The organism is Photobacterium lutimaris, assembly GCF_003025555.1.
Classification (GTDB): Bacteria; Pseudomonadota; Gammaproteobacteria; order Enterobacterales; family Vibrionaceae; genus Photobacterium; species Photobacterium lutimaris.
This window is the reverse complement of record NZ_PYMH01000007.1, coordinates 135,580-148,927: the sequence shown is the minus strand read 5'-3', so window position 1 is coordinate 148,927 and position 13,348 is coordinate 135,580. Positions and strand designations below refer to the sequence as shown.

General features: G+C 52.4%; 14 protein-coding genes. 8 read left to right on the top strand and 6 right to left on the bottom strand.

The features are described 5' to 3' along the window. Positions 1-179: 179 nt before the first annotated feature. Positions 180-683, bottom strand: coding sequence for a CpxP family protein (locus C9I99_RS15440; RefSeq protein WP_107349786.1), 504 nt, complete (start codon positions 681-683; stop codon positions 180-182). A 189-nt stretch (positions 684-872) separates the two neighbouring features. Here C9I99_RS15440 and C9I99_RS15435 point away from each other — a divergent pair, with 189 nt between their 5' ends. From C9I99_RS15435 to trmL, 3 genes are all read left to right on the top strand, one after another. Then, entirely contained in the window at positions 873-1,565 is a 693-nt protein-coding gene (locus tag C9I99_RS15435) for a response regulator (protein ID WP_107349785.1), read from the top strand. Further along, a complete protein-coding gene (gene cpxA, locus C9I99_RS15430) occupies positions 1,565-2,926 on the top strand; it encodes an envelope stress sensor histidine kinase CpxA (protein WP_107349784.1) in 1,362 nt (453 codons plus the stop codon). Before C9I99_RS15435 ends, cpxA begins: the two co-directional genes overlap by 1 nt. 122 nt (positions 2,927-3,048) lie before the next feature. Then, complete coding sequence (gene trmL, locus C9I99_RS15425) at positions 3,049-3,513, top strand: tRNA (uridine(34)/cytosine(34)/5-carboxymethylaminomethyluridine(34)-2'-O)-methyltransferase TrmL (RefSeq protein ID WP_107349783.1); 465 nt, start codon at positions 3,049-3,051, stop codon at positions 3,511-3,513. Between the two features lie 164 nt (positions 3,514-3,677). Here trmL and cysE read toward each other — a convergent pair whose 3' ends face one another. The 4 genes from cysE to C9I99_RS15405 all read right to left on the bottom strand — a co-directional run bounded on the left by cysE (position 3,678) and on the right by C9I99_RS15405 (position 6,719). After that, on the bottom strand, positions 3,678-4,499 hold the full coding sequence (gene cysE / locus C9I99_RS15420) for a serine O-acetyltransferase (protein WP_107349896.1): 822 nt from the start codon (positions 4,497-4,499) through the stop codon (positions 3,678-3,680). A 135-nt stretch (positions 4,500-4,634) separates the two neighbouring features. Beyond that, positions 4,635-5,651 (bottom strand): NAD(P)H-dependent glycerol-3-phosphate dehydrogenase, encoded by a 1,017-nt coding sequence (gene gpsA, locus C9I99_RS15415; protein ID WP_107349782.1) that lies wholly within the window; start codon positions 5,649-5,651, stop codon positions 4,635-4,637. A 17-nt stretch (positions 5,652-5,668) separates the two neighbouring features. Continuing rightward, positions 5,669-6,139, bottom strand: a complete 471-nt coding sequence (secB, locus tag C9I99_RS15410) for a protein-export chaperone SecB (RefSeq protein WP_107349781.1) — start codon at positions 6,137-6,139, stop codon at positions 5,669-5,671. Between the two features lie 130 nt (positions 6,140-6,269). Next, positions 6,270-6,719, bottom strand: coding sequence for a rhodanese-like domain-containing protein (locus C9I99_RS15405; protein ID WP_107349780.1), 450 nt, complete (start codon positions 6,717-6,719; stop codon positions 6,270-6,272). Positions 6,720-7,141: 422 nt separating this feature from the next. Between C9I99_RS15405 and gpmM the strand changes: the two genes are divergently transcribed. The 3 genes from gpmM to C9I99_RS15390 are packed head-to-tail and all read left to right on the top strand — an operon-like array spanning position 7,142 to position 10,647. Further along, positions 7,142-8,683 (top strand): 2,3-bisphosphoglycerate-independent phosphoglycerate mutase, encoded by a 1,542-nt coding sequence (gene gpmM, locus C9I99_RS15400; RefSeq protein ID WP_107349779.1) that lies wholly within the window; start codon positions 7,142-7,144, stop codon positions 8,681-8,683. Between the two features lie 8 nt (positions 8,684-8,691). Continuing rightward, positions 8,692-9,846 carry a peptidoglycan DD-metalloendopeptidase family protein gene (locus C9I99_RS15395; RefSeq protein ID WP_107349778.1) on the top strand — a complete coding sequence of 385 codons (1,155 nt, stop codon included), beginning with the start codon at positions 8,692-8,694 and terminating at the stop codon, positions 9,844-9,846. Positions 9,847-9,903: 57 nt separating this feature from the next. After that, positions 9,904-10,647, top strand: a complete 744-nt coding sequence (locus C9I99_RS15390) for a divergent polysaccharide deacetylase family protein (protein ID WP_243734645.1) — start codon at positions 9,904-9,906, stop codon at positions 10,645-10,647. 36 nt (positions 10,648-10,683) lie between these two features. Here the strand turns inward: C9I99_RS15390 and C9I99_RS15385 are convergent, their stop codons facing one another. Beyond that, positions 10,684-11,328, bottom strand: coding sequence for a TetR/AcrR family transcriptional regulator (locus tag C9I99_RS15385; protein ID WP_107349776.1), 645 nt, complete (start codon positions 11,326-11,328; stop codon positions 10,684-10,686). Between the two features lie 111 nt (positions 11,329-11,439). Between C9I99_RS15385 and rfaD the strand changes: the two genes are divergently transcribed. Both rfaD and lpxM read left to right on the top strand, forming a co-directional pair. Further along, on the top strand, positions 11,440-12,396 hold the full coding sequence (gene rfaD / locus C9I99_RS15380) for an ADP-glyceromanno-heptose 6-epimerase (protein WP_107349775.1): 957 nt from the start codon (positions 11,440-11,442) through the stop codon (positions 12,394-12,396). Beyond that, positions 12,397-13,347 carry a lauroyl-Kdo(2)-lipid IV(A) myristoyltransferase gene (gene lpxM, locus C9I99_RS15375; RefSeq protein ID WP_107349774.1) on the top strand — a complete coding sequence of 317 codons (951 nt, stop codon included), beginning with the start codon at positions 12,397-12,399 and terminating at the stop codon, positions 13,345-13,347. Position 13,348 lies beyond the last annotated feature (1 nt).

Sequence of the window (13,348 nt, the reverse complement as noted above, 5' to 3'; positions counted from 1 at the left end):
AGCACTGGACTGGGCAATACCCCGCAGTATAGCTTTTTTATGACGAAAATTAATAACAAAATAATTTAAATCGATGTTTTAGAAAGCACTATCCTTAGCTGACTTGCTGTTACCTGAGCATAAATAACAAAAAAGCCGCCAAGTGCGTTGGCGGCTTTTCTCTATTTAATCCACACTGATCAGTTAGATTGTTTGCGTTCCATACGCTGCTCGATTTTCGCCTGGCATTTTTCACTGCGGTCGGCTTGAAGTTCCTGCAGTTGCGTCTTTTGCTCTGCGGTCAGCACTTGCATCATCTCGTGACGCTGCTTGAGCATGGCAACACGGCGCTCTACTTGCTGCAGGGACATTTCTTCAGCAACAGCACGTACTTGGGCTTCGTCGAAGTTTTCACTCAGCACTAGCTGCTGCATTTTTTGGTGCTGCGCCTGCATTTCGCTATAACGCCCAGCCATGTTGCTACGCATATTTTCTTTGTTGGCCTGACGCAGATCTTTTAGCTCCGCTTTCTGCGCATCGGTCAGATCCAACTGACGAAACATACGGCTATCGTCCTGGCCACACCCACCTTTGCCACCCTGGCCGTTGTGGTGTTTGCCTCCCCCGTACGCCAATGCTGAAGCAGAGCCAAGAGCTAGAGGAAGGGCAATTGCAAGAGCCATTGTTTTTTTGAAAGTCATCATTCTGTTCTTCTCCAATAGAGGCTGCCGTTGCAGCACCGTGTTCTCAAGTACGGTTATAGATTACGCCCTGCAAGGTAAAAGGCTGTCTGACAAACGTAAAACTGCGTAAAGCTCAAGCTATTTTACTTGGCGGCCCTACATCGATTAGGGATACTTACCCTATCGCTGTTGCAATTAAAGGTAGCCACCATGGCCAAAATTCTGCTTGTTGATGATGATACTGAACTGACCTCATTGCTTTCCGATATTCTCGATATGGAAGGGTTCGAGGTTGTCGTGGCCAATAACGGCGAGCAAGGGTTAGCCAAGGTGGACGATAGCATCGATCTGATCTTGCTGGATGTGATGATGCCGGTAATGAACGGTACCGAGATGCTGCGCCGACTGCGCGAAAAACACGAAACCCCGGTACTGATGCTGACAGCAAAGGGCGAAGAGATTGACAGGGTACTCGGGCTTGAACTGGGGGCCGATGACTATATGCCCAAGCCATTTAGCGATCGCGAACTACTGGCCCGCATCCGCGCTATTCTGCGCCGCACCCAAAACAAGCCCCCCTCAACCAAAGCCGGCCCAGAGTGCCTGAACTATCAGGATATTGAAATCTACCCAGGACGCCAAGAAGTCCTGTGCCATGGTATCCCTATCGAAATGACAGGTACCGAGCTGGCACTACTGAGCTATTTTGTCCAACATCCGGGGAAGATCATCGCCAAAAACGATCTCAGCCTTGAGGTGCTAGGCAAGAGGCTTGCCCCGTTTGACCGTGCCATCGATATGCATGTGTCTAACCTGCGTAAGAAACTGCCTGCCCGCGATGACGGCAAGCCTTGGATCAAGACGCTGCGCGGCAAGGGCTACCTGCTGGTCGAGGACGTTTAATGAAACTGCCGCGCTTTTCCAGCCTCTACGGCCGCATCTTTGCGGTCTTCTGGCTCACCCTGTTGATTGTGGTATTGGTGCTGCTGTTGCTGCCTAATTTGGACCCCCGTACCCAGCACACTATCCCCCAGCCACAGCAGGAACGATTCAAAGAATCAGCCGCCAGCATTTCGAGCCAGATCTCCAGTAACGGCGGTTCGCTGGAGAAAAAACTCGGCCGCTTTACCGACCACAACCGCCACAAGGGATTCCAGCTCTATTTCACCACCACCGATGGCGATGTTATATCCCCACGCCGCAACAGCAAGGCGCTGCGTAATTTCATCACCATGGCCGACAGTCCCGACGCCCCCAAACAGAAGCTGTATGGTCGCTGGATGATGGCTGGACCGTTCGAGGTTAAGCACAAAGGTGATACCTTACTGATGTATATCGGTAGGATCGTCAGGGAGCCACCACCGTTTTTCATCCAGATCTTGGACAAGCCTTTCCAGCTTTTGCTACTGACTATGCTGGTCAGTACCCCTCTGCTGCTATGGTTGGCATGGGCGATTTCCCTGCCAGCCCGCCGCTTGCAAAATGCCGCAGAGCGCGTAGCTAAAGGGGAGTTCGAGGCTGATCCCAAACTGGAGTCAGGTTCGAAAGAATTCAAGCAGGCAGGTGCCAGCTTCAACCAGATGGTCCACGCCATCAACCAGATGATCGGCGGCCAGCAGCGGCTGCTGTCCGATATCAGCCACGAGCTTCGCTCGCCGCTGACCCGGTTGCGGATGGCCACGGCACTGGCCAAGCGCAAACAAGGCGAGAGCAACGAACTCTCCCGTATCGATACCGAAGCCGAACGGCTGGAGACCATGATCGGTGAGTTGCTGGAATTATCCCGGATGCAAGTCAACAGCCATGAGCAGCGGGAGCAAACCGACGCCGCCTCGCTATGGTATGACATGATGGAAGACGCCCGCTTCGAAGCCGAGCAATGCAACAAGCAGCTGAGCTATACCCCGTTAGAGGAATGGCCGCTGCATGGCAACCCCAACTTGCTGATCAGCGCACTGGAGAATGTGGTCCGCAACGCCATCAAATATGGTGACGATACGATCCAGATCCGCTTCACAACGCAGGCAATGCGCCTGTGCATCACAGTAGAAGACAACGGTGAAGGCGTTCCCGACAGCGAGCTTGGCGATATTTTCCGGCCGTTCTACCGCGTCTCGACGGCACGCGACCGCAGCAGTGGTGGAACGGGACTCGGACTGGCGATCACCGAAAGCGCCATCCGCCAGCATAGCGGAACCATCCAGGCGTCACGCAGCACAATGGGCGGGCTCAAGGTCAGCATCACCCTGCCGCTCTTCCGCTAAAACCGCACGTCAAGAGCAGCCCTTTCCGGGCTGCCCGTTTCAACCATCACTTTTGTTGCTGTCGTGCTTTTAGGCTGCCTTTTCCGCTACAATAGCGTCATTGTCACCACGGATTGTCTACTATGTTTGATATCGCTCTTTACGAACCGGAGATCGCCCCGAATACCGGTAACATCATCCGCCTCTGCGCTAACTGTGGGGCCAATCTCCACTTGATTGAACCGCTGGGCTTTGATTTGGAAGAGAAGAAACTGCGCCGTGCCGGCTTGGATTACCATGACTTGGCTCACGTGCATCGCCATGCCAATTTTGAGGCGTTCCTCGCCTACATCGGCGAGCGCCGTATCTTCGCCTGCACCACCAAGACCACTAACTTCCATACCAATGCCGAGTTCCAACAAGGCGATGTGCTGCTGTTCGGCCCAGAAACCCGTGGCCTGCCAGCAGAGCTTATCGCAAGCCTGCCGCTGGAGCAGCGCCTGCGCATTCCGATGCACCCGGACAGCCGTAGCCTCAATCTGTCCAATGCCGCTGCAATCATCGGCTACGAAGCGTGGCGTCAATTAGGGTTCAAGGGCGCGATGTAATAAAGAGGCTAGAGGCTATTTAGAATTATTATCCCAAAAAAAAGCGAGAGGGCTTCCTCTCGCTTTTTCTGTTTCTGGAAGGTGGGCTTATTGGCTTAAGAACATCATCAAACAATAAATCCTTGCTCTTCCTCGCGCCTCTAGCCCACCGCCTCTGGTCTGAGCTATATCCCATCACCCGCGGTAAACGTCTGGCTGGTGCCGTTGAACTGCTGATCCATATCCATCGATGGCTTATCACTGCTTGGTCGGCCGACAATCTTGGCCGGAACACCTGCGACCGTGGTGTGCGGCGGCACCTGATTGAGCACCACCGAACAAGAGCCAATCTTGGCACCCTCACCCACTTCGATATTGCCCAAGATCTTGGCTCCCGCCCCGATCATCACCCCTTCGCGGATCTTCGGATGGCGATCGCCGCCTTCCTTACCGGTACCACCCAAGGTGACATCCTGCAGGATAGACACATCGTTCTCGATCACCGCCGTCTCGCCAATCACGATCCCGGTGGCATGGTCAAACATGATCCCCTGGCCGATACGCGCAGCAGGATGGACATCCACCTGACACGCGACCGAAATTTGGTTCTGTAAGTAAACAGCCAAGGCCACTCGCTTTTGCTTCCACAGCCAGTTGGCCACCCGATAGCCTTGCAGTGCATGGAAGCCTTTGAGGTAGAGCAAAGGGATAGAAAACATCTCTACCGCCGGATCACGCTCGACAACAGCCCGGATATCACAGGCTGCTGACTCGGTGATCAAACAATCGGCGGCAAAAGCCTCTTCTATCACTTCACGTACCGCCATCGCTGGCATCGATGGCGTGGCCAATTTATTGGCCAAAATATAGCTCAGCGCTGCCGCCAGGTTATCGTGCTTGATAATGGTGGCATGGTAAAAGCTCGCGAGCATGGGCTCCTGCTCTGACTGCTCCCTCGCTTCCTGCTTGATTGCCTGCCAAATGGCATACTGTTGACATTCCCTCACATTACCCTCGGTATCATTACGGTTGGTATCGGTTTGCTTTAACTTTAACGCGCCCTGAAAAAAAAACAACGCAGGCCTAAGCAGCCCGCGTTGCACTATTAGTAAACAGAATGGATGCACATCGCTCCAAGACTGTTATTCGTCTTTTTTCTCGCGGGCCAACAGATCCTTGGCCGCTTCACGGGCATCTTTGCCTTGGTAAAGCACCTGGTAAATCTGTTCGGTGATCGGCATTTCGACCCCCAACCGCTGAGAAAGAACCCAGACTTCCTTGGTATTACGGTATCCTTCGACAACCTGGCCGATATCATCTTGGGCCTGGTCAACGTCTTTACCTTGACCCAGCGCCAAACCAAAACGTCGATTACGGGATTGATTATCGGTACAAGTCAGTACCAAGTCACCAAGGCCTGCCATCCCCATAAAGGTTTCCGGCTGTGCCCCCAACGCGGCACCCAGACGTGACATCTCTGCCAAGCCGCGGGTGATCAATGCGGTACGGGCATTGGCACCAAAGCCAATACCATCAGACATCCCCGCACCAATGGCTATCACGTTCTTGACTGCACCGCCAAGCTGCATACCGATAAAATCACTGTTGCTGTAAACACGGAAGGTTTTGCTACAGTGAATTTTCCCCTGCAGATCGCGAACAAACTCGTCGTCCGGCGACGCCACAGAAATAGCGGTAGGCATACCCGCAGCAAGCTCTTTGGCAAACGTCGGGCCTGACAATACCGCCAGCGGAACCGACTCACCCAGCGCTTCAACAGCCACGTCTTTTAACAAGCGCCCCGTTTCCGGCTCAAGCCCTTTGGTTGCCCAGCAAATGCGGGAGTCGTCACGCAGGTGCGGTTTGACATTACCTAATACCAAACCAAAGACATGGCTCGGCACCACGACCAGCAGATCACGGCTGGCTTTGACCGCCTGCTCCAAATCGGCAGTGACAATCAAAGACTCAGGAAAAGCCACACCCGGCAAAAAAGCCTCGTTGGCACGGTCGATTTCCAGCTGCGCCATATGTTCCGGCTCGTGGCCCCATAGGATCACATTGGCGCCATTACGGGCCAGTGAAATCGCCAAGGATGTACCGTACGAACCGGCACCCAGTACCGCCATGGAAATTGTTTGTTCAGAGCCTGGATTCATTGTGTCCACCCTAAAGCTTAGGCTTCAGTGTTTTCTGGGTTAGCTTGAGATTGGTTCTGAAGGTAGTTCATGAACAATGCATCGAAGTTAACCGGCGCTAGGTTCAGTTGAGGGAAGGTACCCTTAACCACTAGGCTCGAAATCGTTTCACGTGCGTATGGGAACAGGATGTTCGGGCAGAATGCACCTAGGCAATGCGCAAGCTGAGGCGCTTCCATACCCGCAACAGAGAAAATACCGCCCTGCTGAACTTCACACAGGAATGCAGTCTCTTCTTCGTTCTTAACAGTCACAGTCAGGCGAAGAATAACTTCAAAAACACCTTCACCCAGCTCACGGCTCTGCGTGTCTAGATCCAGTTTCACATCAGGGTTCCACTCTTTCTGGAACATCTGTGGTGAGTTTGGTGCTTCAAAAGAAACATCTTTCAGGAAGATACGCTGGATTTGAAAGTTCTGCTGTGCTTCAGTGTTTGCTGCTTCAGCCATGTTAGAGTCCTTTTTTCTCTCATGCTCACGAACGTGAGCCAATCAATACCGCAACCATGATGACTATCACAACTGCACAAAATTCAGTGTTACCCCACTGCCCGACCTCGCGTGCAGTGGGACGGCGAGATTACTTTTTCGCCTTGCCTGATTTGCTACGGATCAATGGCAGGTTTGCCTCATTCCATGAAATCAGACCATCTTTAAGCAAGTTTACGTTCTCGAAACCGGCTTTGCTAAGCAGGTTGGCACTCTCTTGCGCCGTTTGTCCTGTCTTGCATACTACGATGATTGGGGCTTGCTTGAATTTTTCAAGATCTGCCAAGTTCTGTTCTTTAATTTGACTTGGCAAAATGTGAAGTGCGCCAGCAATATGGCCGCCGCGGTATTCATCACGACTGCGGATATCGACAAACACGCCTTCTTCACGGTTGACCATTACAGTCGCTTCATTGGGAGTGACAATCTTATAGCCTGCCGTCTTTTGCTTGACGTAAGACGAAATGATAGCCACAACCAAGCCAACCCATACCAATGCCAAGATAGGGTTACTTGTTACAAAATCAATGTATTGTTGCATGATCTTCGCTCTATTTTCCTAATATCAGCCTGCTGTAACCCAGGCTCAAGTCGACAAAATTTAAAGACCCCGAGTATACCCTCGACAGCCTAGTTGTACAGCAAGATGCAATAAATCCGCGCGGCGGCTCACTGGCCCTTGGCGCACTCAGTATAAGCCTTAACTACCTTGAGCATTATTGCAGCATAAGAAAAAGTAAAAAAACTGTGCTTCAGGACTTACACTTATCCTCAGAAATGAATATATTTCCGTAGGAAGATAACAATCTATTTACAGCATTGTTTGATCTTGACCTACAGTTTTCACCATAAACTGTAGTAAAATTACGTCCGCTACGATCAATTACCTTAGCCCTAGTGTATTGAGGGCTAAGGTAATTGATCGATATTTCATTTCAGGTTTTCACATACGAGGGACAGCATATGTCTGCTAAGAAGCCATTGGCTTTAGTTATCCTAGATGGCTGGGGCTACCGCCAAGACAACGCCAACAACGCTATTGCTAACGCCAACACACCAGTTATCGATGGCCTGATGGCAAACGAGGCAAACACTCTGATCTCAGCATCAGGTATGGATGTGGGTCTACCTGATGGCCAGATGGGTAACTCTGAAGTAGGTCACACCAACATCGGTGCCGGCCGCATCGTTTACCAAGATCTTACCCGTATCACCAAATCAATTGCTGACGGTGACTTCTTCGAAAACCCAGCACTGACTGACGCTATCGACAAAGCCGTTAACGCAGGCAAAGCTGTACACATCATGGGCCTGATGTCTCCGGGCGGTGTTCACAGCCACGAAGACCACATCGCAGCAGCTGTAGAAATGGCAGCAAAACGCGGCGCTGAAAAAATCTACCTACACTGCTTCCTAGACGGTCGTGACACCCCACCTCGTAGCGCACAGGCATCACTAGAGCGTTTCGACGCCCTATTTGCTGAGCTAGGCAAAGGCCGCGTTGCATCACTGATTGGCCGTTACTACGCCATGGACCGTGACAACAACTGGGATCGCGTTGAAGTTGCTTACAACCTGCTAACCGCAGCAAAAGCAGAATTCAGTGTCGCTTCAGCGGTTGAAGGTCTGGAAGCCGCTTATGCCCGTGACGAAAACGACGAATTTGTTAAAGCCACTGAAATCCGCGCTGAAGGCCAGGATGTCGCGGCAATGGAAGATGGCGATGCCGTTATCTTCATGAACTACCGTGCTGACCGTGCCCGCCAGATCACCCGTGCTTTCGAAGTGGATTTCGCCGGTTTCGAGCGTGCTCAGTTCCCAGCCCTTGCTGATGTTGTGATGCTGACCCAGTACGCGGCAGACATCAACCTACCTATCGCTTACCCACCAGCGGATTTGGTTAACACCCTAGGTGAATGGCTATCGAAAAAAGGCAAGAAGCAGCTTCGTATCTCTGAAACAGAGAAATACGCGCACGTGACCTTCTTCTTCAACGGTGGTGTGGAAGACGAGTTCGACGGTGAAGAGCGCCGACTAGTGGCTTCACCAAAAGTAGCGACTTACGATCTTCAACCTGAAATGAGCGCGCCTGAGCTGACTGACAAGCTGGTTACGGCAATCAAGAGCGGTGAGTTCGATACCATCATCTGTAACTACCCGAACCTTGATATGGTTGGCCACACTGGCGTTTATGATGCTGCAGTACAAGCGACCGAAGCGGTTGACGGCTGTATCGGCCGTGTCGTTGAAGCTATCCGTGAAATGGACGGTCAGCTTCTGATCACTGCCGACCACGGTAACGCAGAGATGATGGTCAACCCAGAAACAGGTGGCATTCACACTGCTCACACTAGCCTACCTGTACCGCTAGTGTACTTAGGTAATAAAGAGCTTACTCTGAAGGATAACGGTAAACTGTCTGATCTAGCACCAACAATGCTGGCCCTAACAGATATGGAAATCCCTGAAGAGATGACTGGTCAGGTGCTGTTTGATCTGAAATAATCTCCCCTATGCGGGAAGTTATCAAACACCTACACCAACGTCTTCGCGCCAGTGCATTTTGCACTGGCGCTTTGCTATGCCTGCTGTTTAGCTCGCACACCCTGGCCAATGACAGCCAACTCAAAGGGGTCAAGCAAGAAATCTCCCGCCAGCAAGATCAGGTGGCAGCCAACCGCAAAAAAGTCGATCAACTGCAAAAAAGCCTGCGCCAGCAGGAAGTCGGCATCGCTGAAACCGCCAAGGCTATCCATCAGGCCGAAGCGCGTTCCGGTGAACTCAGCACATCGATCCGCTCACTAAGGCAACAGCTCGAGCAACTGCGCCAGCAGCAGCTTGGCCAACAAGAACTGCTCAAAGAGCTACTCAACGCCCATTACAAGCAAGGCAAGCAAAGCCAACTAGCCCTCATGCTCAGCGGTGAAGACAGCAGCCAACTCGATCGCTTTACCGTCTATGCAGAGCGTCTTAGTCAGGCCCGCAGCCGAGCCCTCGACGAACTGGCAGCGACCACCACCGAATTACAGCTCAAGCAACATCAGTTGGGTGAGCAACAAAACGAACAACAGGCACTGCTCGCCAAGCTCAATGAGCAAAAGCGAAAACTGGAATCCGAGCGCAGCCAACGGCAGAAAACCGTGCGAAACCTGCGTGGCCAGTTGACGAGCGATAGCCAGTACCTAACAGAGCTCAAGCAAAACGAGCAACGCTTGGTCAAAGAAATCGAAAAAGCCAGAGCTGCTGCCGAAGCCGCACGCCGTGTCCCGATGGACGGTTTGGCCAAGCAGAAAGGCAAACTGCCCTGGCCGGTCAAAGGTAAGATCCTGCATCGCTATGGCACTAGCCAACAAGGCGAATTGCACTGGAAGGGCATGGTAATTGCCCAATCTACCGGCAATCCGGTAAAGGCAATCTACCCCGGTAAGGTTGTGTTTGCCGACTGGTTGCGCGGCTACGGCTTGGTACTGGCTGTCGACCACGGCAAGGGGGACATGAGTTTCTATGGCTATAACCAGACCTTGCTGAAAAAAGTCGGCGATACGGTACAGGCCAACGAAAATATTGCCCTGATTGGTGACAGTGGCGGACAAGATCAGTCGTCGTTGTATTTTGAGATCCGCCGCAAGGGCTCCCCGACCAACCCGAGCAGTTGGCTAACCAGATAAAACGGCGCTATAACGAACAAAAACCGTTCATCGCAACAAACAAGCAAAGGATAGCTTTTGGCGAAGAATCATATCTTAGGGAAATGGGCCCTTGGCCTCGTCCTAATCCTAACCAGTATAGGATCACCCTATATGGTCCATGCGGCCAAGCTTGCCATCGTCATCGACGATCTTGGCTACCAGCCGATGCCCGCCGCCTTGTCGGCATTGCCGCCACAGATCAGTATCTCAATTCTGCCGGATACGCCTTATGACAAGACAACCAGCGAATTGGCCCAGCGGCAACAACGCGATGTTCTGCTCCATATGCCTATGGAGCCACTACACCGTGCGCCTCTGGAGATGACTACCCTCACCCGGCAGATGGATCAGTTTACCCTACAACAAACGCTGCGAGGCTCGCTCAAGCGGGTTCCCAATGCCATCGCCATCAACAACCATATGGGCAGCGCGCTGACCCAAAACCCACAAGCTATGGGCTGGGTGATGGAAGTACTGTCTGAGCAAGGATTGTTTTTCTTAGATAGCCGTACCACCGCCAGATCCGTCGCACTCAGACAGGCCCAGCAACAGCATGTTCCTGCCCTGCGCCGCCATGTATTCCTCGACCACCTCAGTAACGAGAAATTCGTCAAGCAGCAACTTGCGCGCGCGGTCCAGCAAGCCAAGAAAAATGGCTACGCGATTGCAATCGGCCATCCCTATCCGGTGACCCTGGACGTGTTGAGCCGAGCCCTGCCGCTACTGGAAGGACAGGGGATCGAACTGGTCAGACTTTCCGACCTCAATCCACCGTTTTAAACCGCCTCTAGAGAAAAAAGCCGCTTCGCTGAAAAGCTAGATGTCTTTTTCTATCTGCTCACGGTAGTGCGCTTTGAGCTGCAGCACCTGTGCCTTACCTTCGGCGGTGGTCAACGGTCTCACGATACCCAGAATGTGCAGTACCCCCTGGTAGAGTATCGCTTTGGTGATCTTGGCACCTGGAGCTTGGGTCGTCTGGTAGAAAATCCAGCTCGAGGCCACCAACTTCAGCGTTGTCGCCAGATTTTCCAGCTCATCGTCTTCGATATCCAGCAAACCACCGGTACGGAAACTGGCCATCATTGCCATGATGTCCTTGCGCAGTCCGTCCTGTGCCGCAAGGTACTTATGCTGGAGCTCTGGATCACGCTGCAAAATATCAGGTAGGTTGGCGTAGAAAAAACGGTAGCGCCACATCAGCATAAATACCGAGTCGAGATATAGCAGCAAGTCATCTGCGGTTATATGCGCATTTTCAAGGGGTTGAAAGTGAACACTGAGATCATGCGCGTATTGATCGAAAATACTGTGTATAATCTCTTCCTTATTACGGAAATGATAATACAGATTACCGGGGCTAATCCCTAGATGGGCAGCAATATGGTTAGTGGTAATATTCGGCTCACCGCTTTCATTGAAAAGCTCCAGTGCGGCCAGGATAATTTTGTCACGGGTTTTCATTTGCTTCTCACTTCTTTGCCCAGATCATTTGGCAATCTGCTCATACTATCATAAACATAATCTATAACAGCGGGTCTGACCCTGTTATCCACCCTACAGACTGGAAGAGCCATGATTATAGTAACTGGTGGTGCCGGTATGATCGGCAGCAATCTCGTAAAAGCACTCAATGAGCAAGGCCGCAGTGACATCCTGGTGGTCGATAACCTCAAGGATGGTACCAAGTTTGCCAACCTGGTTGATTTAGATATTGCCGATTACATGGACAAAGAAGACTTCATTACCCAGATCATGGCGGGTGACGACTTCGGTCCAATCGATGCGGTATTCCACCAGGGGGCCTGCTCGTCCACCACCGAATGGGACGGCAAGTACATGATGCTCAATAACTACGAGTATTCCAAAGAGCTGCTGCATTACTGCCTAGAGCGCAGTATTCCCTTCCTGTATGCGTCCTCCGCTGCAACCTACGGTGGCCGTGACCACGACTTTATCGAAGAGCGCCAGTACGAAGGCGCACTCAACGTCTACGGTTACTCCAAACAGTTGTTCGACAACTATGTCCGCCGTCTGTGGCAAGATGCCGAAGCACACGGTGAGACCCTGTCGCAAATCACTGGCTTCCGTTACTTCAATGTCTACGGTCCACGCGAGCAGCACAAAGGCAGCATGGCCTCGGTCGCCTTCCACCTCAACAACCAGATCAACCAGGGTGACAACCCAAAACTGTTCGAGGGTTCAGATAACCTCAAACGCGATTTTGTCTTTGTCGGCGATGTCTGCAAGGTCAACCTGTGGTTCTGGCAAAACAGCGTATCAGGGATCTACAACTGCGGTACCGGCAAGGCCGAACCGTTCAGTGAAGTCGCCAAGGCAGTGATCAAGCACCACGGCAAGGGGAAAGTTGAAGACGTTCCTTTCCCCGAACACCTGAAAGGCCGCTACCAAGCCTTTACCGAAGCCGATTTGACCCAATTACGGGCCGCCGGCTACACCGACACCTTCAAGTCTGTCGCCGAGGGCGTGGCCGACTACATGGCAACCATCAACCAAGCACCAAAACACTAGATGAAAGATCACTACGATAAAAAAGCCTACAACCCAGAGTTCAGCTGGGCCTTCCTGCACCCCAAATACTGGGGAACCTGGCTGGCCGTCGCCATTGCCGCGCTACTGTGCCTGCTGCCACACCGCACCCGTCGTGCCATGGCGAGCACATTTGCCAAACGCGCGGTGACGTTCAACAGCAAAGCCAACCGCCGCGCCCGAGTCAACCTGCAGATGTGCTTCCCTGACAAGAGCGAGGCCGAGCGCGAGGCGATGCTGCTCGAAAGCTACATTACCGCTGGCAGTTTCCTGATGGGCTTCGCAGCGCTCAGCGTCCGCAACCGCCAATGGCTGGAAGACAATACCGTTGTCCGAGGTGAAGAACACCTGACAGCATTGAAAGAAAATGGCGACAGTGCCATCTTGTTGGTACCCCACACCTGGGCCATTGATATTCCAGCGGTTTTGCTGGCATCCCGCGGGCTACCGGTGTCAGCAATGGCGAAAAAGCAGAAAAACATTGTCTCTGACTGGTTAATGCATAAACAGCGTGTACAATACGGCGGCCGTGTTTACGAGCGCAGTGGCGGGATCAAACCCTTCATCAAGTCTATCCGCGAGGGCTACTTGGGCTATTACCTGCCGGATGAGGACTTGGGGGCCGAGCACAGTGTGTTCGTCGATTTTTTCGCCACCACCAAGGCCACCATTGCCGGGCTGGGCCGCCTGGCGAAGCTGAGCCGTGCCAAGATCGTACCCTTGTACTCGATTTACAACAGCGAGACCGGCAAATACGAGATAGACATCTATCCACCACTCTCCCCGTTTCCGCTGGATACCGAGGAGCAAGACGCCCGTTTGATGAACCAGTGTATCGAGCAGTACGTCACCGAACGCCCTGAGCAGTACATGTGGATTTTACGTTTATTGAAAACCCGACCGGAAGGCGGGGAAAATCCATACCGATATTGAT